General features: G+C 70.6%; 10 protein-coding genes and 1 pseudogene. 6 read left to right on the top strand and 5 right to left on the bottom strand.

All coding sequences use genetic code 11. The features are described from left to right. Positions 1-46 precede the first annotated feature (46 nt). Together I3V78_RS22015 and I3V78_RS39365 are read left to right on the top strand one after the other, a co-directional pair. On the top strand, positions 47-1426 hold the full coding sequence (locus tag I3V78_RS22015) for an alanine racemase (RefSeq protein WP_204490421.1): 1380 nt from the start codon (positions 47-49) through the stop codon (positions 1424-1426). A 68-nt stretch (positions 1427-1494) separates the two neighbouring features. Then, positions 1495-3450: a hypothetical protein gene (locus tag I3V78_RS39365; RefSeq protein WP_338023705.1), complete on the top strand. Its 1956-nt coding sequence runs from the start codon at positions 1495-1497 to the stop codon at positions 3448-3450. Here I3V78_RS39365 and I3V78_RS22010 read toward each other — a convergent pair. Beyond that, a pseudogene (locus I3V78_RS22010) lies at positions 3381-4511 on the bottom strand (MFS transporter); the annotation flags it as partial. The gene I3V78_RS39365 and the pseudogene I3V78_RS22010 overlap by 70 nt on opposite strands. Before the next feature lie 324 nt (positions 4512-4835). On the opposite strand from I3V78_RS22010, the gene I3V78_RS22005 reads away from it, so the two are divergent. Together I3V78_RS22005 and I3V78_RS22000 are read left to right on the top strand one after the other, a co-directional pair. After that, entirely contained in the window at positions 4836-5630 is a 795-nt protein-coding gene (locus I3V78_RS22005) for a nuclease A inhibitor family protein (RefSeq protein WP_204490419.1), read from the top strand. Positions 5631-5694: 64 nt separating this feature from the next. Further along, a complete protein-coding gene (locus tag I3V78_RS22000) occupies positions 5695-7692 on the top strand; it encodes a vWA domain-containing protein (protein ID WP_239576519.1) in 1998 nt (665 codons plus the stop codon). A gap of 49 nt (positions 7693-7741) precedes the next feature. On the opposite strand, the gene I3V78_RS21995 is transcribed toward I3V78_RS22000, so the two are convergent. The 4 genes from I3V78_RS21995 to I3V78_RS21980 all read right to left on the bottom strand — a co-directional run bounded on the left by I3V78_RS21995 (position 7742) and on the right by I3V78_RS21980 (position 15368). Further along, positions 7742-10045, bottom strand: a complete 2304-nt coding sequence (locus I3V78_RS21995; protein ID WP_204490418.1) for a glycoside hydrolase family 3 N-terminal domain-containing protein — start codon at positions 10043-10045, stop codon at positions 7742-7744. A gap of 172 nt (positions 10046-10217) precedes the next feature. Further along, positions 10218-11225 carry a hypothetical protein gene (locus I3V78_RS21990; RefSeq protein WP_204490417.1) on the bottom strand — a complete coding sequence of 336 codons (1008 nt, stop codon included), beginning with the start codon at positions 11223-11225 and terminating at the stop codon, positions 10218-10220. Between the two features lie 247 nt (positions 11226-11472). After that, positions 11473-12276, bottom strand: a complete 804-nt coding sequence (locus tag I3V78_RS21985) for a hypothetical protein (protein ID WP_204490416.1) — start codon at positions 12274-12276, stop codon at positions 11473-11475. Between the two features lie 458 nt (positions 12277-12734). Beyond that, on the bottom strand, positions 12735-15368 hold the full coding sequence (locus tag I3V78_RS21980) for a hypothetical protein (protein ID WP_204490415.1): 2634 nt from the start codon (positions 15366-15368) through the stop codon (positions 12735-12737). Positions 15369-15578: 210 nt separating this feature from the next. On the opposite strand from I3V78_RS21980, the gene I3V78_RS21975 reads away from it, so the two are divergent. Together I3V78_RS21975 and I3V78_RS40195 are read left to right on the top strand one after the other, a co-directional pair. Then, positions 15579-16769 (top strand): tetratricopeptide repeat protein, encoded by a 1191-nt coding sequence (locus tag I3V78_RS21975; RefSeq protein WP_204490414.1) that lies wholly within the window; start codon positions 15579-15581, stop codon positions 16767-16769. Beyond that, positions 16766-17938, top strand: a complete 1173-nt coding sequence (locus I3V78_RS40195; protein WP_204490413.1) for a polysaccharide deacetylase family protein — start codon at positions 16766-16768, stop codon at positions 17936-17938. Before I3V78_RS21975 ends, I3V78_RS40195 begins: the two co-directional genes overlap by 4 nt. Positions 17939-17940: the final 2 nt, after the last annotated feature.

Raw genomic sequence — 17940 nt, 5'->3', positions numbered from 1 at the left:
CTGTGAGGTCGCGGGCCACGCCCCCCGTACCCGCCAGGAGTTCGCCGTGTCTCCGCGTTCCGCCCCCGCATCTTCCGTCGCTGTTTCCGAAGGACATCCGACCCAGGCGTCCGGCGCGTCGCCCGCGCTTCACCCCGAGCGGTGGGGCCTGACCCGCGCCGAGGGGGGATTGTGTCTGGGGGGCACGTCCCTCGCGGGTCTGGCGGACCGGTGGGGCAGTCCGCTCTTCGTCGTGGATGCCCACCGGCTCGACGAGAATGTCCGGCGCTTCGAGCAGGCGCCCCCGGGCGTCGACGTCTTCTACTCCTACAAGACCAATCCGGTGCCGGCCGTGCTCCAACGCCTGTCGGGGCTTGGCGTGGGTGCCGAGGTGGTGTCCCCGTACGAACTCTGGCTCGCCCTGCGGCTCGGCGTGGCGCCCGAGCGGATCATCTACAACGGTCCGGGCAAGACCCCGAGCGCGGCGAGCGCGATCGTCCAGGGCGATCTGCTGCTCACCAACTTGAATCACCGCGAGGAGATCGCGCTCGTCGCCCAGACCGCCGCGCGGCTCGGCAAGCGGCCCACGGTGGGTCTGCGGGTGGCCACCTCGGACAGCTGGTCGGGCAAGTTCGGGATCCCCATCGCCGGAGGGCAGGCGCTGGCGGCCTACGAGGAGGCGCTCGCGCATTCCTCGCTGCGGGTCGTCGGGTTGCACGCGCACCGGGGCGTGGCCATCGAGGACGCCGGGACCCTGGCGGGCTTCCTTCGGGAGGTGCTGGAGTTCTGTGACACGCTCCACGCCCGGCTGGGCCTCACCGTGGAGTTGCTCGACCTGGGCGGAAGCCTGGCGGTCCCGACGGTGCTGCCCCTCGACACCTCGACGCTCCCGCTCGACGAGCGGGTGCGCCGCAGGCTGACGATCGAGCACTACCTCGCGCTGCTGGTCAGCCAGGTCGAGAACCACTTCCGCCGCGTCGGCCGTCCCATGCCGCGCATCCTGCTGGAGCCCGGACGGGCGCTGACCGGCAGTACCCAGATGTTGCTGTGCCGGGTCAGCAGTCTCAACGAGGCCAGCGCGGGGCCCGCGCATGCGATCCTGGATGCCGGCGAGAGCCTCGCCCACATCCTGCACCGCGAGTATCACGAGATCTTCCACGTCGAGCGCTGGGGCGAGCCCCCGGGCGGGACGTACACCCTCGACGGTCCCACCTGCAGCCCGATGGACCGCCTGCGCACCGCCATCGACCTGCCCCGGCTCCAGGTCGGAGACACGCTCGCGGTCATGGACGCCGGGGCCTACCTCGTCTCCTTCTCGAACTCCTTCTGCTTCCCCCAGCCGGGCATCGTGCTCCTGGAGCAGGGCCGCGAGACGCTGGTGCGTCGCGCGGAGACCTACGAGGACATGGTCGACCGGGATGCCTACGCGCGCGAGGTCTCCCGGTGAGGGCCGAATCGCGGGTCGTGTATCCGCCGTGGGACGAGCCCTCCTGGACGGTTCGCGGAGAGGTCGTCGTGCTGTCCTTCGGCCGCATCGAGGTGCACTACCTCGCGCCGGGTGCGCTTCCCCGGATCACCGTCGCGGGACAGCCGCTGGCCCTCGCGGACGCGCCGCCCGCCGAGGGCACCGGGGCCTTCGCCCTGGCCGCGGGCGCGGAGGGGCTCCTGGTCTCGGATCGCGAGGCGCGGCGGGCAATGCTCGTGCCCCGCGACGGCGCCTGCGCGCGGGAGGCCCGGACGCCGTTCCATGTCACGGAGCCGGATCCCCAGCGCGAGGGCCGCTTCCGGGTGAGGGCCCACCGGGGATCGGCGGCCCCGGGCGTGGTGTACGTCGCCCAGGCCTTCGGGCACACGACGGGCTGGGTGCCGGCGGTGCATGGCGCGCTCGCCCGGCTCCCGGAGCCGCGGGCCTTCACCGCCGCCATCCGGCGCCCGGAGGACGCCGCGTACGCACGTCGCAAGGCCGGGGCCACCGGGGAGCTCCAGGTGGTGCCGCTTCATTACAACGACGCGGAGTCGGCGACGATCACCCCCGCCGACATCGCCAACCCCTCGCGCCCGGCGCTCCTCAACCGCGAGGCGGCCCTTCTGTGGCTCGCGGACAATCGAGAGCTCGCCCGGGTCAGCGTGGGCGCGACCGCCCTGGTGAATGATTGTCGGCCCGAGACGTGGATCCTCCACCAGCTCGCCGAGCATGCGCAGCACAAGGAAGTCCCCCTGCATGCCGTGCGCTATGCCTTCGAGGAGTTCGCGTGGCTGCGGCGGCTGGCATCCCCGCCCTCCCCGGCCGCCCCCCCGGAGGCGGGCCTGGCCGAGCTGCTGGAGGCCTCCGCGCCCGCCATCCATTCGCGGCGCGCGCTGGAGGACGTGCTGCGCGCGTGTGACATCGATCCGCGCCGCAACCCCTCGGTCGACTTCGAGGGCGCGAGCCGGGCGCTCATGGACGACGTGCCGGAGCGTGGCACCATCTGGTACCAGGCCATCCACTGGCGCGAGGGGCGCTCGCTGGAATCGGGCACTCGGCCCTATGTCGTCATCCCGCCCCTCGGTCAGGCGAGTGCGCTCTCCGCCGAGGAAGCCGCGGCGCGGGCCGGCGCCGTCCTGGCCCAGCATGACCCCTCGCTCCAGCACCTCTTCACCCCGGAGGATCCGCGCGGCGTCGTGCTCGTGTCCCAGGGCAATGGCTACTCCACGTGCAGCCGTCAGCACTGGCGCGCGATGCTGGCGCTGGCGGCGGAGATGGAGGATGTCCACTTCCTGTTCGCGGGCGGCAACGCGGAGGACCGCGCCTGGCTGGCGCACGCGCTCGAGCACACGCGGCGCACGAACGTGACGCGGCTCGGATGGATCGACGCGCACTGGAGCACGTTCCTGCGGGCCCTGGGGGCCAAGCCACGGGCGACCTTCGTCTGCCGTCCCGGCCTGAGCAGCATCGGCGCCGCGCTGGCCAACGGCATTCCGCCGCTGCTCATGTCGCCCGACCCCCTGGTGGGGCCCGAGGGCGCCGTGGACGCCATCACCGCGGAGGTGGCCATGGAGCGCGCGGTCTACGCCTTCCAGTTGGATCGGCTGTACGCCACCCAGTGCGCCTCGCACCGGGAGGACCCGCTGCCGATCCTCGTCGACACCCTCGGCCCCCGACCCGAGCGGGCGCTGCGCACGCTGCGCCGGGCGGTGGACCCTTCCGTCCAGCTGCGTCAGCGGGCGGCGATCCACGGGTACTGTGATTGGTCACGCGTCGCGCACCTCATCGCGAGTGTGCTCGCGCGGGAGGCGGCCTCCGGGGTGCTGCCCCTCCCGGTCAAGCGCCAGCTGCGCGATCAGGTGCTCTCCGGGGCGGCGGAGGACGAGGCGCGCTCCTCGTCGGGCCGGGTCTCCGGCATGCCCATCGCGAAGAGCACGAGTCCCGCCAACGCCAGGACCGAGAGCGACAGGAACCCCGCGGTGAAGCCAAAGCCCTCGACGATGTAGCCCGCGAGGAAGTTGCTCAGTCCGGCGCCCAGGCCGGTGGCGAGCGCCACCAGCCCCTGAGCGAAGTTGAAGCGGCCCGTGCCCCGCATCACGTCCGCCGCGATGATGACGGAGATGACGCCGAAGATGCCCGCGGCCACGCCGTCGAGCAGCTGGATGCCCACCACGCCCACGGGACTGCTCGTCAGGCAGAACAGCACGCCGCGCACGGGCAGCACCGCCAGGGCCACGAGGAAGATCGTCTTGCGGCCCACGCCCCGCGCCATGGCGCGGCCCACCCCCCACGCCACGCCCACCATGACGAGCTGCGCGGCGATGATGCAGGCGCTCAGCGCGAGCGTGTCCGCGCCCGGGTGCTTCAAGGCCAGGACCTGACCCGCCATGGGCAACATCGCCGCGTTGCCCAGGTGGAAGAGCGTCACCGCGCCGAGGAAGACCCGCAGCTCGCGCTTGCGCCACACCTCGCGGAAGCTCAGGGCCCCCTTGCCACTCACCTCCTCGCTTCCGCTGGCCTCGGGATCCACGCCCCCGCCCCGCGCCTGCTCGTGGTCGATCTCCCGAGGGTCGATGAGCCAGGTGACGAGGGCGCTCGCCACCGCGAACGCACACACGAGGTAGAAGATCCACGCGTAGCCGAAGTACTGCCCGAACACGCCCGCGAGCACGGCGGCCAGCAGGTTGCCCGCGTGGTTGAAGGACTCGTTGCGGCTGATGCGCGTGGGCAGGCGCCGCCGCCCGACCAGCCCCAGGCTCAGCGCCGCGATCGCCGGGGGAATCACCGCCGAGGCCGCGCCCAGCAGCGACTGCGCCACCATCACCGTCCCGAGGCCCGGCACCCACACGATGGCCAGACAGGCGACGCCCACGGCCAGACCCGACACCGCCACCAGGGCGCGCTTGATCTTCAAACCATCCACCAGCAGCCCGGCGGGCACCTGGAAGAGCGCCGCCGCGATGCTGCTGGCGGCGAGCGCGGCCCCGATGGCCCCCGGCTTCCAGTGCAAGGCCCCCGTCAGATAGACGGACAGGTAGGGACCGACTCCGTCCCGCACGTCCGCCATCAACAGGTTCAAGCCATCGAGGCCCCGCAGGCTGGACGACGAGGGTCGCTGCTCTCGCATGAAGCCTCCTGGCTCACCCTAGGGGCCGCGCGCGGTCCGCTCCAATCCGCTCGGCTCGCGCTGTCCAAAGGTATACACTCCACGACGAGATGGCTTGTGGCGGTCCGAGCGCTTTCAATGGCCGAACCCGCACAAGGAGTCCTGTTTGTCAATTCAGCAAATAACTGAGTTGTCTATTCCCGCGACGGTTCGCTAGGAGTGCTCCCCCCTTGCCTGGAGCATGACAAGGCTTCACCGCCCCGCGTCTCGTAAGGAATCAAACACATGAGCCCACTCGCCACCTCGGAAGTCCACGCGGCGGTCAATCGCGCCGCGGCCCAACTCCTGGACGCCGCGGGTCCCGACGGCATCGTCAGCCGCAAGGACATCCGCACCAAGCTGCTCTCGCTGGAGGGGGCCGAGCGGGACCTCGTCGACGCGCTCTACCGCTTCATCGATCGCCGCGACCCCGAACGCGCCACCCGGATGACCCAGAAGACCATCGACGCCGCGCTCGCGTACGTCCGCACCGAGCTCGTCGACCGCTTCGACCTCGACAACAACGGCCTGTCCGAGGACGAGGTCGCGCGCATGTCCGAGCTCGGCAAGCTGGCCGTCGGCCTCGCCCGGTCGCTCAAGTCGTCGACCGGCCCCACGGGCGAGGCCCTCGCGCAGAAGCTCCAGACGCTCTCCAAGGGGCTCTTCTTCGACGGCTACTTCGGCACGGAGGGCGGCACGCCCCTCCAGGTCACGCACACGGCGGCGAAGCTCTCCCAGCTCACCCGCGAGACCTTCCGCGCCGCGCTCAAGCTCACGGACGGTCCGGAGCACGAGATCGTGCGGTTCGAGCCCGCGGAGCGCTGCCTCCAGGCGCTCGTCAACGTGCATGCCGACATGCCCGAGCAGGAGCAGATCGAGGCGCTCGTCCAGTTCATGAAAGAGCAGCTGCGCGAGCTCCACGCGGTGCTCATCGGCCGTGACGCTGGTTACGACACCGATTGGGAACACGGGCTCTACATCGTGGGCCTGGACGCCGCCGGCAATCTCGCGGGGCTCAAGACGCACGTGGTCTGGACCTGAGGCATTACCGCGACACCGCATCACCGCGACAAACGCAGACCCCCTCACACAAGGAATCTCAAACATGGCAGATCCATCCAAGGCCCCCTCCGCTGAAGCGCTCGACCTCGTGTTCTGGGATCCCTCGGGATACAGGTGGGGTGGCGGCGGTGACTGGAACCAGTGGCGCTACGTCCCCGACGGCCTGGGGGGAGAGATCGGCATCCGCTTCGGCGTCAGCGCCGGTTTTGGCACCTTCGACTGGAACAACGGCGGCGTGGCCCCGCACGGCTCCATCAACGACGGCACCGGCGCCGCCTCGTTCGGCAAGAACCAGCAGGCGCACCTGGCCTCCGCCAGCGTCAACGCCATCCGCATGCAGGCCAACCGGCAGTTCACCGGCGCCCAGAACAACTTCACCGTCGAGTTCGACTTCTCCCGGTACAAGGGCTCCAAGGTCGGGGGGAAGGACGGCGTCGCGGGGGCCAACACGTTCGTCGGCGTGAGCGACATCTACGCGGGCCTGACCTACGCCAAGACGGTGGTCACCATCACCGGCACGCTCGGCGACGGCGGCGCCGCCAGCCCCCAGGGCTGGACGCTGGTCAACGGCGGCGTGGCCCCCAATGTCGCGGGCGGCAATCAGCCCAGCGCGCAGCTGAGTCTCACCAACGGCGCGCTCCAGGGCACCAACACGCCCGCCCCCGGCGGCATGGCCAATTCGATCGACACCGTGATGGGTCTGGTGCGGCTCGACGCGGCTGGCTACAAGACGCTGCTGCTGCGCTACGACATCTTCCCGGTGGGCAACAACCGGTCGCCGCGCATCGACAACTCGGGCCTGTACGTCGCCTCCGCGTTCCCGCGCAAGGTCGAGAAGCCCGCCACGCCTCCGCCCGCGGCCGAGAAGCCGACGCCGCCCCCCGCGGCCGAGAAGCCGGCACCTCCGCCCGCGGCCGAGAAGCCCGCGACGCCCGCCGCGCCGCTCAAGCCCACCGTCGTCATCAAGGACGAGCCGGGCAAGAAGCCCGGGAGCACCACGAGCTACACCTATACCGTGCGCAATCCGGACGGTTCGATCGCGGGCAAGGGCTGCTTCACCTACGAGACCCCGGCGGACGGCGGCGAGCCCAAGCTGACCGCGTTCTACTACCACGACAAGATCGCCGGGACGATCGACCAGAGCCAGGTCCAGACGTTCTACTTCAACCAGGACAAGGGCGCGGAGCGCTTCACGTTCGTGGCCGGCAGCCCGGCCAAGGGCCTGTGCAGCGTGACCGCGGACACCACCCTGCCCGCCCAGCTCACCGGCATTGGCTCCGAGGGCTCGAAGTACCTCGGCAAGACGCTGGACTTCCCCAAGCTGGCCACGGGGACCTCGGTCACCGAGGAGAACACCACCACGCCCGCGGTGGACCTGGTGGTCGTCATCGACTCCAGCGTCTCGATGAAGGACGAGGCCGACGCGCTCAACCAGGCGGTCGGCGCGGCCATCGAGGCGGCGAAGACCAAGTGCCCCTCGGACTTGCGCGTCACGTACCTGGGCATCGAGGGCACGTTCAAGAACACGCGCTTCGACACCACGGTGAAGAGCTACCTGGTGGGCACCGCCAAGGCGGATGAGGCCGCGCTCAAGGGCCGCAAGAAGGGCAGCGTGGCGGGTGGCGGCGCGCAGGAGGACGGGTCTCGGGCCATCGAGGACGTCGTCGCGCACTACGACTGGCGGCCGGACGCCAGGCGCGCGATCTTCTACCTCGGCGACGAGGCGTTCGAGGGCGGTGGCAAGGTCGACAAGGACGACATCGAGGCCAACACCCGCGCCATCGAGGCCGCCAAGAAGGGCAACGTCAAGGTCCACACGTACCTCGGCACGAGTGGCGCCAAGGGCAAGGATCGCAAGGCCCTGGAGGACGAGTTCGCGCGCGCCGCGACCGAGACCGGCGGCAAGGCGTTCACCGACAAGGACGCGCTCAACGGCTTCCAGGAGCTCCTGGAGAAGGTGATCTGCGGCAGCAAGACGAGCACGACCACCACGACCGAGTTCTGCTGCTGCCAGGAGTACGTGGAGAAGGCCGGGGACTGACGGCCTCGCCAGACGGGCCCGGGGCACCTTCGCCGTCCCCCGGGTCGTTTCAAGGCGTCAGCGTGAACCGCGCCTCCTGGAGTTTGTCCGAGGCGGTGCCGATGAACAGCGAGAAGTCGCCGGGCTCCGCGCCCCAGCTCATGTCCTTGCGCGTGAAGGCCAGGTCGGCGTCGGTGAGGGTGAAGCGGACACGTCGACGCTCGCCCGGCGCGAGCTTCACCTTCTCCCAGCCCTTCAGCTCCAGCACCGGCCGCGTCACCGAGCCGACGAGATCGCGGACATACAGCTGCACCACTTCCTCGCCCGCGCGCTTGCCCGTGTTGGTGACGGTCACGGTCGCGGTCAGCGCCTCGCCGGGGCGGATCGACTGTTTGTCGAGCGAGACCGGCGAGTAGCCGAACGTCGTGTAGCTCAAGCCGTGGCCGAAGGCGTAGAGGGGCGTGTTCGGCACGTCGAGATAGCGCGACAGGTACTTCTGGGAGGGCGTGTCGGACAGGACAGGACGCCCGGTGTTCTTCATGTCGTGGTGGAGCGGGACCTGGCCCACGGTGCGCGGGAAGGTGACCGGCAGCTTGCCCGAGGGGTTGTAGTCACCGTGGAGCACGTCGGCGATCGCATGGCCGCCCATCGTGCCCGGATACCAGGCGTGGAGGATGGCGTCGACATGCGCCTGCGCCCAGCCGAGGGTGTTGGGTCGACCCGACAGCACCACCAGGACGATCGGCTTGCCGAGCTTCTTCAACTCCATGAGCAGCGTTTCCTGCATGCCGGGCAGGCCCAGGTCGGCGCGGCTCGCCGCCTCGCCGGTCATGTCCCACTTCTCGCCCATCGCGGCGATGATGACGTCGGCGTCGCGAGCCACCGCGATCGCCTCGGCGAAGCCCGAGGTGTCGGTGTCTCCGAGCGCGGAGCTCGCTCCGCGGGCATGGGTGAAGGTCACGCCCTCGCCGCGCGCCCGGAGCCCCTCGAGCAACGTGACCGGACGTTCCTTGCGATCGCCCGCGGCCGACCAGCTGCCGATCATGTCTTCCTTCGAGTGGCCCAGCGGACCGATCACCGCGATCCGCTTCACCGAGGCGGCCAGGGGCAGCGTGCCGTTCTCGTTCTTGAGCAGGACCATCGACTTGCGAGCCACCTCGCGCGCCGCCTCGAGGAACTCGCGCCGGTAAACGGTCGCCTTCTCGCGCTGCTCGTCCGAGTAGCGGTAGGGATCGTCGAACAGGCCCAGGCGGTATTTCATCCGCAGGATCGCCTTCACCGCGGCGTCGACCCGCGCCATCGGTACCCGGCCCTCCTCCACCAGCCGGGCGAGGTGGTTCATGTAGACCGCGCCCTGCATGTCCATGTCGACGCCGGCGTTGACGGCCTGCTCGCCCGCCTGGGCCAGATCCTTCGCGTACCCGTGCGGCACCATCTCGTTGATGGAGGTGTAGTCGGTGACGACGAAGCCCTGGAAGCCCCACTGCGCGCGGAGCACGTCGGTCAGCAGGTACGTACTGCCGGTCGCCGGCACGCCGTCGTACTCGTTGAACGCGGTCATCAGCGAGGCCGCGCCCGCGTCGATCGCGGCCTTGAAGGGCGGCAGGTAGACGTCGCGCAGGGTGCGCTCGGAGATGTCGACCGTGTGGTAGTCACGGCCGGCCTGCGCGGCCCCGTAGGCGGCGTAGTGCTTCACCGTCGCGAGCAGCGTATTGAGCGCGCGCGGATCCTCGCCCTGGTAGCCGCGCACGCGGGCCTCGGCGACGCGCCGGGCCAGGTACACGGCCTCGCCCGCGCCTTCGGACACGCGGCCCCAACGCGCGTCACGTGCGATGTCGACCATCGGCGCGAAGGTCCAGTGCAGCCCTTCGGCGGTGGCTTCCTCGGCGGAGACGCGCGCGGAGAGCTCGATCGCCTCCAGATCCCAGGACGCGGCCTCACCGAGTGGGATGGGGAAGATCGTGCGGTGGCCGTGGATCACGTCATAGCCGAACAGCAGGGGAAGCTTCAGCCGACTCTCCTCGACGGCGATGCGCTGGAGGTCGCGGGTGTAGCGGGCGGTATAAGCGTTGAAGACCGCCCCCACCCTGCCCGCGCGGATGTCGTCCCGGTAGCTCGCGCGCAGCGTCGGGCCGGTGGTGTCCCAGTCGCTGGTGAACAGCGTCATCTGGCCGATCTTCTCCTCGAGCGTCATCTTCGCCATGAGGAGGGCGATGAAGCGGTCCATCTCGGCTGTATCCGTACGTGTCCAGGCGGCGGCATCGACCTGCTTCGCGGTCGCGCGGCGAGGGGGGGCGTGGGCGGGATGGGCCTGAATCGGTGCGGCGAGGACGAGGGTGGCCAAACCAGCCCCGATGAGCGGACGCGCGGTCATTCGATTCCTTCTCCTGGTCACGCACTATGTGACAGGAGCCACGGAAGAAGGTGCTCCGCGACCGGAGGCCGAGGCTGCCCGGGGAACACGGAAAAGGCCGGGGACCGATGGCCCCCGACCTCTTGCGATTCCCGCGCCCCGCTTCGACGGGGCGTGTCTCGTGGAGCCTGGCTCAGAACACCGAGGTCTGCTGCGTGTCCTGCTGCTGGGGCAGCGCGGCGTTGAGCAGCGAGGGCACGACGCTGGCGGCGCCACCACCGACCTGGTTCATCAGGCCGGTCACGGCCTCGGCCATCTGGGTCACGGTGGAGACGGCGTTGGCCACCGTGTCGAGCAGGCCACCCAGCCCGGACGGGCCACCGGCAACCGCGCTGGGGGCCGAGGGCATCGCCCCGGCCAGCTCAGGGGGCAGGCCCCCGGCGGCGGCGTAGGGGTCCATCATCGGCGCCCCGGCCAGCTCGGGCGGCAGACCGCCGGCGGCGGCGTAGGGGTCCATCATCGGCGCCCCGGCCAGCTCGGGCGGCAGACCGCCGGCGGCGGCGTAGGGGTCCATCATCGGCGCACCGGCCAGCTCGGGCGGCAGGCCACCGGCGGCGGCGTAAGGGTCCATCATCGGCGCCCCGCCGAAGCCCGCGGCGGCCATGGGGTCCATCATCGGCGGCATCATCTGCTGCGCCATGCCCATGGGACCCATGGGGCCCATCATCTGGGGCGCCATCATGGCCGCCGTGGAGGCGATATCGAGGCCCGCGCCCGCCAGCCCGGCGACACCCTGGGCCACGCCGCCGAAGGCATCCACCGCGCCGCCCAGACGGCCGCCCAGGCCGTTGGACAGGGGGTTGTTGGGCATGTTGGGGGCGAAGTTGCTCGGGTCGAAGCCGGGGCGGTTCAGGCCCGGCGTGTTGCCGTTGATGTCGGGACGGGGCGAGAACTGGGGCTTGCCGCCCGGCGTGTTGCCGTTGATGTCGGGGCGCGGCGAGAACTGGGGCTTGGTGTCCGGCTTGGCGCTGCTGGGCGTGCTCGGCTTCGTGTCCGGCTTGGCGCTGCTCGGGGTGCTGGGCTTCACGTCCGGCTTGGGCGTGCTGGGCTTGGTGTCCGGCTTGGGCGTGCTGGGCTTGAAGCTCGGAACCTTGCTGCCGCCACCCTTGAAGAGACTGCCACCACCGATTTTCATGCCCATGACGTGCTCCGGAAGAAAGAGGTTCGAGAGAAGAAGAGGTTCGCGAGGACGCTGCGACGGAGAAGGGTTATTGCAGCGCGCGTGCCAAGCCTTGGTTCCTCGAAAAATCCTGTCTTCTCAGGGGGTTGGCTCGGAGGGCATCGCCTCGGGGGGCCCGGGTGGTGACGCGGCTCATCAGGTGCGGGGCGGAGCCGAGTCACCACTGGTGAGTGCTGTCATCAGGCCCGCGCACGAGGCCATGGTGACGCTACGGACCCAACTCCCTGTCCCACGCCGCCAGGCGCGCGGTCACCGCGTAGGTGTAGCCGCCGGAAACCTCCTCGAAGTCGTCCGAAGCGAGTGCGGCGAGCCGTTCGCGCAGGAAGTGTGGGTCACACAGCTTCTCGCGGTGTTTGAACTCGGGGTCCTCCGCGACCAGCACGGGCATCAACCGGAGGACGGCCTCCATGCACTCCTCCCGGGTTGCTCGAGACATGCGCCCGACCGTCAACTCCAGGAGCCCTCGTAGCGAGGATGGATATCCAGGACACCATGCCCGCAGGGTCTTGCCATGGATGTTCTCGACCAGTTCATCGAGCGTGGACCGCTGTTCCGCTGACCAGAACGCGTAGCGCGGGCCCTCGAGCACGTCCCAGAAGTGCAGCACCGAGGCGAGCCTCTTGGCCATGCGCTCCGCGCTCCTCAATGGCGGCGGAGACACCGCGTGGTAGAGCGCGCCCCACGGAGTGCTCAGACAAAAGGATTCAAAGGCCTCCCGAGCGCGCTGGCGGCTCTCTTTGGGAATGCCCTCATTCAAGCAGGAGAAAACACCGACGAACGCGTGAAGCCGCCAGCGTGGTTGTGAGCTGACGTCGAAGTCGGCTCCCGAGTGCATCACCAGGACGTCACCGGGTACGACCTGGAGCGTCTGTCGGGGTGGCGTAAAGGCACCGGTCTTGAGGTACTCCCTCGCCCACGCTTGCCCCTGGGCCTTGATCTTGCGGAGGACGGCGCCCTTGTGGTCGTGAAAAAGCGCTGGAAACTCGAGCACCCAGGACGGTGGCGTCGCCATGGTGGGGCCCTACCATGGCGGTCACCACGGCCTCAAGCGCCAGCCACTTCGAGGAGGGATCATCGACAGTCCACGGGCAGGTAGACCTGGCCCTGGAAACCCTCAGGCCAAGCATCCTTGTCATAAGCGGCCCGAAGCACCTGCTCGACCAGCTCGCCTCGCTTTTCCATTTCCCTCTTGGGAAGCACCTCTTCTCGCTGGGCCGTACGCTCCTTCCACGTCGCACCGGGACGCTTCGTCCAGTAGCTCCAGCGGTAGAGTGTCACCCCGGGCTCCGGCGTTCGCCAGGACAACCGCCACAAGGCGCCTCCCTCCTCGAAATCCAGGAACACAGAGCCCTCGAAGCCAACACCCCCGCTGAGTTTCTTGTCAGGATCAACGGCGTCATTGAGCGCCGCCAGGTAACGCCTCGAGCAAGACGCCCACCCACCATGGATGCGTCCTCATCCGCTCGTTCCTCATCTCCTGGATTCATTCGACGTGGTCGCCTCCGGTGCGCCCAGGTCCCAGGCGCCGTCGTGCCAGAAGGAGCTCGAGAGCACGTACTCCACCTCGGGCTCCTGGACGCCCTCGCTCAGGGGCAGTCCGAGCGCCTCGGCGAACGCCAGGTCGTAGTCGAGGAACAGCGCCTGGAGCGCGGGCGACGTGCTCGGCGGGTACACGCCGAAAGGCACCAGCGTGTCCTCGCGTGAGAGGGCGAGCAGTTGTCGCGCCAGCACACTCCCTCGGGCGTCCCGCGCGTAGAGCACCCGCTTGTTGACGTCGAGCGCCACCGCCGCCGCCGACTCCGCGCGCAGGCCATTGAGGCCGAAGCAGCTGCCCACGTAGGTGCCCATGCGCAGCACCTCCAGCGCGTCCGCCTCCAGCTCCAGCGTCACCGTCCCCCACCCCGGCACCTCCCGGCGCACCACCGGCCCGGTGAGCCACGTCTCCGGCTTCACCCGGGGGTGGCGCGCGAACCACGCCCGGGACGCGGGGTGCTCGCGGATGAAGTCGCGCTCGCCCGCGAAGTAGTGCCGGAGCAGCCGACGCAGGCCCCGCCGGTTGCCCTCCACCAGGCACGCCATCTGCAGCGCGTGCCGCACCCGCGTGTCCCCCACATCCGCCGCGAGGCTTCCCCGCAGGAACTCGAGTACGCGCCGCGCCAGCACTTGCATCCGCAGCCGGGGCAGTTGGGCCCGCGCCAGCCGCAGCGCCCGCTCCGTCTGGGCCGGGGACAGCGTCTCCCCCGCCTCCCACGCCCGCCGCGCCGTCCTCGGCAGCGGGCTGTCCACGCCCTCGCCTCCGTGCTCGCGCAGGCTCTCCACGAGGCGCCGGGGCTCCCAGGTCAGCGGATCCTCCCGGACCCACGGGTGCCGGGTGAAGTCCTCCAGCAGCGCGACCTGGGCGTGCTTGTGCGGGGTGCCCAGCAGGGCCACCGTGCGCGCCAGGGTTTCGGGGCAGGACTCCAGGGCCGCGAGCACCAGGTCCGCCCCCCGGGCCACCAGGGCCGCCATTCCATCGCCCAGCAGCCCCGCCATGTCGCCCCGGGAGCAGCTCTCCTCCAGGCGCAACAGGCTTCGCTCCGGCAGACGCGTGAGCCGCTCGCGCACCGAGGGCTCGGGGTGGTTCACCAGGGATTCGAGCACGTAGGAGAGGCGGTCCGCGTCCCCGAAGGGCGGCTGGCACACGCGCTCGGTCAGGGCGAGCACGGTGGGCTCGAGCCAGTCGGGACCCGACCACCTCGCCCCCGCGTTGCCCAGGAGGTTGAAGACCATCTGCACCGCGCGATGCTGGTGGCTCGCCGGAATGCGCTCCAGCAACCGGAGCAGCCGGGGATGGAGGCGCAGGATGGCCTCCCACGCCCGCCACGTTTCCTCGTCGGGCTGGAGGGCCTCGGTGAGACCGTCCACCAGACGTCCCGCCGCGTCCGGGCTCAGGCTCCGCCAGGGCGTCTCGACAAGCAATCGGGTGAAGCCCGAGCGTTGGCCGCACAGCGCCCACAGGCGCCCCATCGTGCTTTCGTCGTCCTCGATCGCCGCGAAGGAGAAGAGCTCCAACAGGAACGCCTCCGGGACGGGACGGCCCTGCGTGGGCAGCATGTCCATCAGCCGGGCCCGCGGGTAGGAGCCCTCGACGGCCGCGAGCAACCGGTAGCCGCTGAGCAGGTAGTCGCTGGTCAGGCCCAGGGCGAGGCCACACAGGTAATACATCCGCCGTCCGGGCACCGCGGCCGCGAAGGCCTCGATGCGCGGGTCGTACCGGCCCGGCTCCAGGCCCGCCACCTTGGACTTCGCATCGAGGAGGGTCTGGAGCAGCACCGCCTGGTGCCCGGGTTCGAGCGCGGCGGCGACCTCCAGCCAACCCACGCCCTTGTCCGCGGGCCACTCGGCCAACAGCCGCGCGGCGAGCACCCGCGCCTCGGGGTGGGTGTCGATCGCCAGGCGCCCCCGCAGGGCGAGCAGCCGGTGGAAGTCGGAGGCCTCGCCCGGCCGCAGCAGGCACCCGAGCTGGAGCAGGCTCCCGGGCAGCTCCGCGCTCCGCTCCTCCAGGACGCCATGGCGCCACGCCAGGGCCACGTCCGCGCGTCCCGGTGCCGTGAGCGCGCGATCCACCCACGCCAGCCGCTCGCGCGACAGGCCCTCGTCCCCGAGCCGTTGGAGGGCCTCGGCCCGGTGGGGCCGCAGGGGCTCGAGCAGGGCCCGCGCCGGGGAGCGGTGCAGCAGGGAGGGCCGCACGTCGAGCGCCTCGGGCTGGCCGCGCTTGGGGGGCTGAGAGGTGGTGCCCCGATAGCCCCGGGGGTGGGCGGCGGTCCGCTTGTGCGGCGCGGGCGGGGGCGCCAGCCACGGGTGGGCCCGCGCGGGCGCGGGGCCCGGCGCCCCCGGTACGGTGTGCAGCAGCACGCGCAGCACGTGGGTGAGCGTGTCCACCGTCGCGCCGCGCGCCTGGCCCAGGTGCGCCCAGGACGCGAGCAGCGCGGCGCGCTCCCGCGAGCCGTCGCCCTTCACGTCCCCGAGCGGCATCCGCACGAGGTGGCTCGCGTCCGGCGCCTCGGGCAACAGGAGCGCGACGAGTCCTTCCGGCTCACGTGACACACAGATGAGGCGTGGCATGCATCCCCCTTCCCCGCCCACGATAGCCCAGGGCCCCTGGCCCGTTGAGGCTTCCGGGCCACACGCGCCGTGGGCGCCGAGCCACGCCGCCGTGTCCTTCCCGGGGTCCTTCCGAGGGAACGGTCGCCGGGCACGCGGCCTGCACAAGGCCAGACGCGGCGGCGCCTGGATCCCCCTCGCCGCGGCTTTCCCCTCGTGGAGCACACAGACATGAAGCGGTTTCTCGCCCTGGCCCTCACCCTTGGACTTCCCCTGCACGCGCTCGGCGCCGAGGAGGTGCGCGTCCAGGTGCTCAGCGCCACCGTGAAGGATCAAGCCCTCTCCGGCGCGCAGGTCATCCTCCAGAAGAACGGCGAGGCCTCGGCCCAGACCACCACCACGGCCGAGGGCAGCGCGCGGTTGAGCGGCTTCTCCGGCGCGGACGACGGCTCGGTCAACCTCATCATCAAGAAGGACGGCTATTCCAACCTCGTGGCGCGCTGCCCGTGCAACGGTTTGACGTATGCCTTGAGCCCGGTGATGACCCAGAACCTGGACGGCATGCGCATCGTGCTCAACTGGGGCGCGACCCCGGCGGACCTCGACTCGCACCTGGTCCACCCCTCCACCCACGTCTTCTTCTCCAACCAGGGGGGCGATCTGGCCCGGCTCGACGTGGATGACACGACGGGCTTCGGTCCGGAGACCATCACCCTGGACAAGAAGAAGCCCGGGGTGAAGTACCTCTACGCCGTGCACAACTACTCCGAGGCGGCCGCCACCGGGAGCAAGAGCCTGGCGGACATCAGCAAGGCCAAGGTGTTCGTCTACGTGGGCTCGTCGCTCGTGCGCACGTTCACCCCGCCCCCTGGCCGCGCGGGCAACACCTGGGTGGTGTTCGCCATCGGAGAGAACGGCGAGTTCTCCGATCTCAACCAGTTCACCGACACGGGGGGCGGCAAGAACCTGGGCCCCCAGCTCCAGCGCATGCTCCAGACGGGCGATCTCACGTCCGCGCCCGCGGTGACGGGGGCGCAGGCCTCCAGCGCGGATGACCTCAACCGCCGGGGCGAGGCCGCCTACCACGCCAAGAAGCTGGACGAGGCCGTATCGCTCTACCTGGAGGCCATCGCCAACAACCCCGAGCACGGACAGGCGTACAGCAACCTGGGCCTCGCCTACCAGAAGCTGCACCGCGACGCCGAGGCGCTCTGGGCCAACCGCAAGGCCATCGCCCTGGCCTCCGGGCCCAACGCCGACACCGTCCGGGCCAGCTCCCACTACAACATCGCCCGCGTCTACGAGGCGGACGGCAAGTGGGCCGAGGCGCTCGACAGCTACCAGACCGCCCAGTCCTTCAAGGATCATCCCGCCTACCGCAAGGGCGTCGAGAAGATGAAGCAGAAGCTCGGCCAGCCGTGAACCCCTCGCCCCTCTCCTCCATGATCTCCCGCTCCCTGTCACTCGCGGCGCTCGCGCTGCTCCCCCTGTCGCTCACCCCCACCTCCGCCCGCGCCGCCGGGCCCCAGGAGGTGGCGACCCTCGATCGCTCCCTCTGGCCCGTCATCCCGATCGCCCCCCGCGAGTTCGATCAGGCCTCCCGCGCGGAGAACCTGGTGTTCGCCCAGGTGCTCGGCGAGCTGGAGGCGCACCCCGAGGCCTTTCCCACCCTGCTCGGCGTCAAGCAGGTGCACACCGCGTCCGTGAGCCGCTGGCTCACCCAGGTGAAGGCCACGGTGGCCGCCAACCTGCGCGCGGGCCGGGCCACGTGCCGCGATGCCACGGAGCTCGGGTGCGCGGGCGAGGCCCCCACCGCGGCCACCGTCGTCGCCCAGGGCCGGGCGTTCGTGGCGGACGTGCCCGAGCGGTACAAGGACTGGCTCGCCATGGATCAGCGCTTCTACGCCGTCTATGCCCGGGAGCAGCTGCGGCTCGCGGCGCTCTTTCCCGGGCCCACCAGCGAGATCCTCACCTTCGGCGCGGGCGAGGAGACGGGCGCGGACTGGCCGGACCGCGAGTTCCTGCTGACGTTCGACGATGGGCCCACGCCCGCGGGGGGCGGCACGGACAAGCTCGCGGCCCTGCTGCGCGCCCGGAAGGCCAACGGCGTCTTCTTCGTGCTCGGCGACGCGCTCAAGGCCCGCCAGGACAAGCTGGGGGCCGCGTCCCTGAAGGCGCTGTACGAGGGCCAGTGCGTGGCCTCGCATGGACAGAAGCACGTGTCCCACCAGAAGCTCGCCACGTGGAAGGAGTCCCTGGACACGTCCCGGGGCCTCGTGGCGGAGCTGGGCCTCGCGGGCACGAAGCAAGTGCTCTTCCGGCCGCCCTATGGCCAGCGCACCGAGGCGCTCATGCGCACCCTCACCCAAGAGGACAGCCAGGTGATGCTCTGGAACATCGACTCGCAGGACTGGAACGCCCGCATGGCGGCCAAACCCACCACGGATCGGGTGATCACGCTGATGCTGCTGTGGCGGCGCGGCATCGTCCTGTTCCACGACGTGCACGACAAGGTGCACCAGGCGGTGCCGGACCTGCTGGACTTCGCCCAGGTCACCGGCCTGCGCTGGCGCGACTGCCACACGCTGTAGCG

The organism is Archangium primigenium, from assembly GCF_016904885.1.
Lineage (GTDB): Bacteria > Myxococcota > Myxococcia > Myxococcales > Myxococcaceae > Cystobacter > Cystobacter primigenius.
Note: the sequence above shows the minus strand (reverse complement) of the source record. Positions and strands in the feature narration are given on the sequence as shown.

Bases quoted from the DNA above. Each gene is read 5' to 3' on its own strand.
- I3V78_RS21975 (WP_204490414.1), top strand. From the start codon at position 15,579: ATGAAGCGGTTTCTCGCCCTGGCCCTCACCCTTGGACTTCCCCTGCAC.
- I3V78_RS21985 (WP_204490416.1), bottom strand. From the start codon at position 12,276: ATGGCGACGCCACCGTCCTGGGTGCTCGAGTTTCCAGCGCTTTTTCAC.
- I3V78_RS22000 (WP_239576519.1), top strand. From the start codon at position 5,695: ATGGCAGATCCATCCAAGGCCCCCTCCGCTGAAGCGCTCGACCTCGTG.
- I3V78_RS21995 (WP_204490418.1), bottom strand. From the start codon at position 10,045: ATGACCGCGCGTCCGCTCATCGGGGCTGGTTTGGCCACCCTCGTCCTC.
- I3V78_RS22005 (WP_204490419.1), top strand. From the start codon at position 4,836: ATGAGCCCACTCGCCACCTCGGAAGTCCACGCGGCGGTCAATCGCGCC.
- I3V78_RS21990 (WP_204490417.1), bottom strand. From the start codon at position 11,225: ATGGGCATGAAAATCGGTGGTGGCAGTCTCTTCAAGGGTGGCGGCAGC.
- I3V78_RS21980 (WP_204490415.1), bottom strand. From the start codon at position 15,368: ATGCCACGCCTCATCTGTGTGTCACGTGAGCCGGAAGGACTCGTCGCG.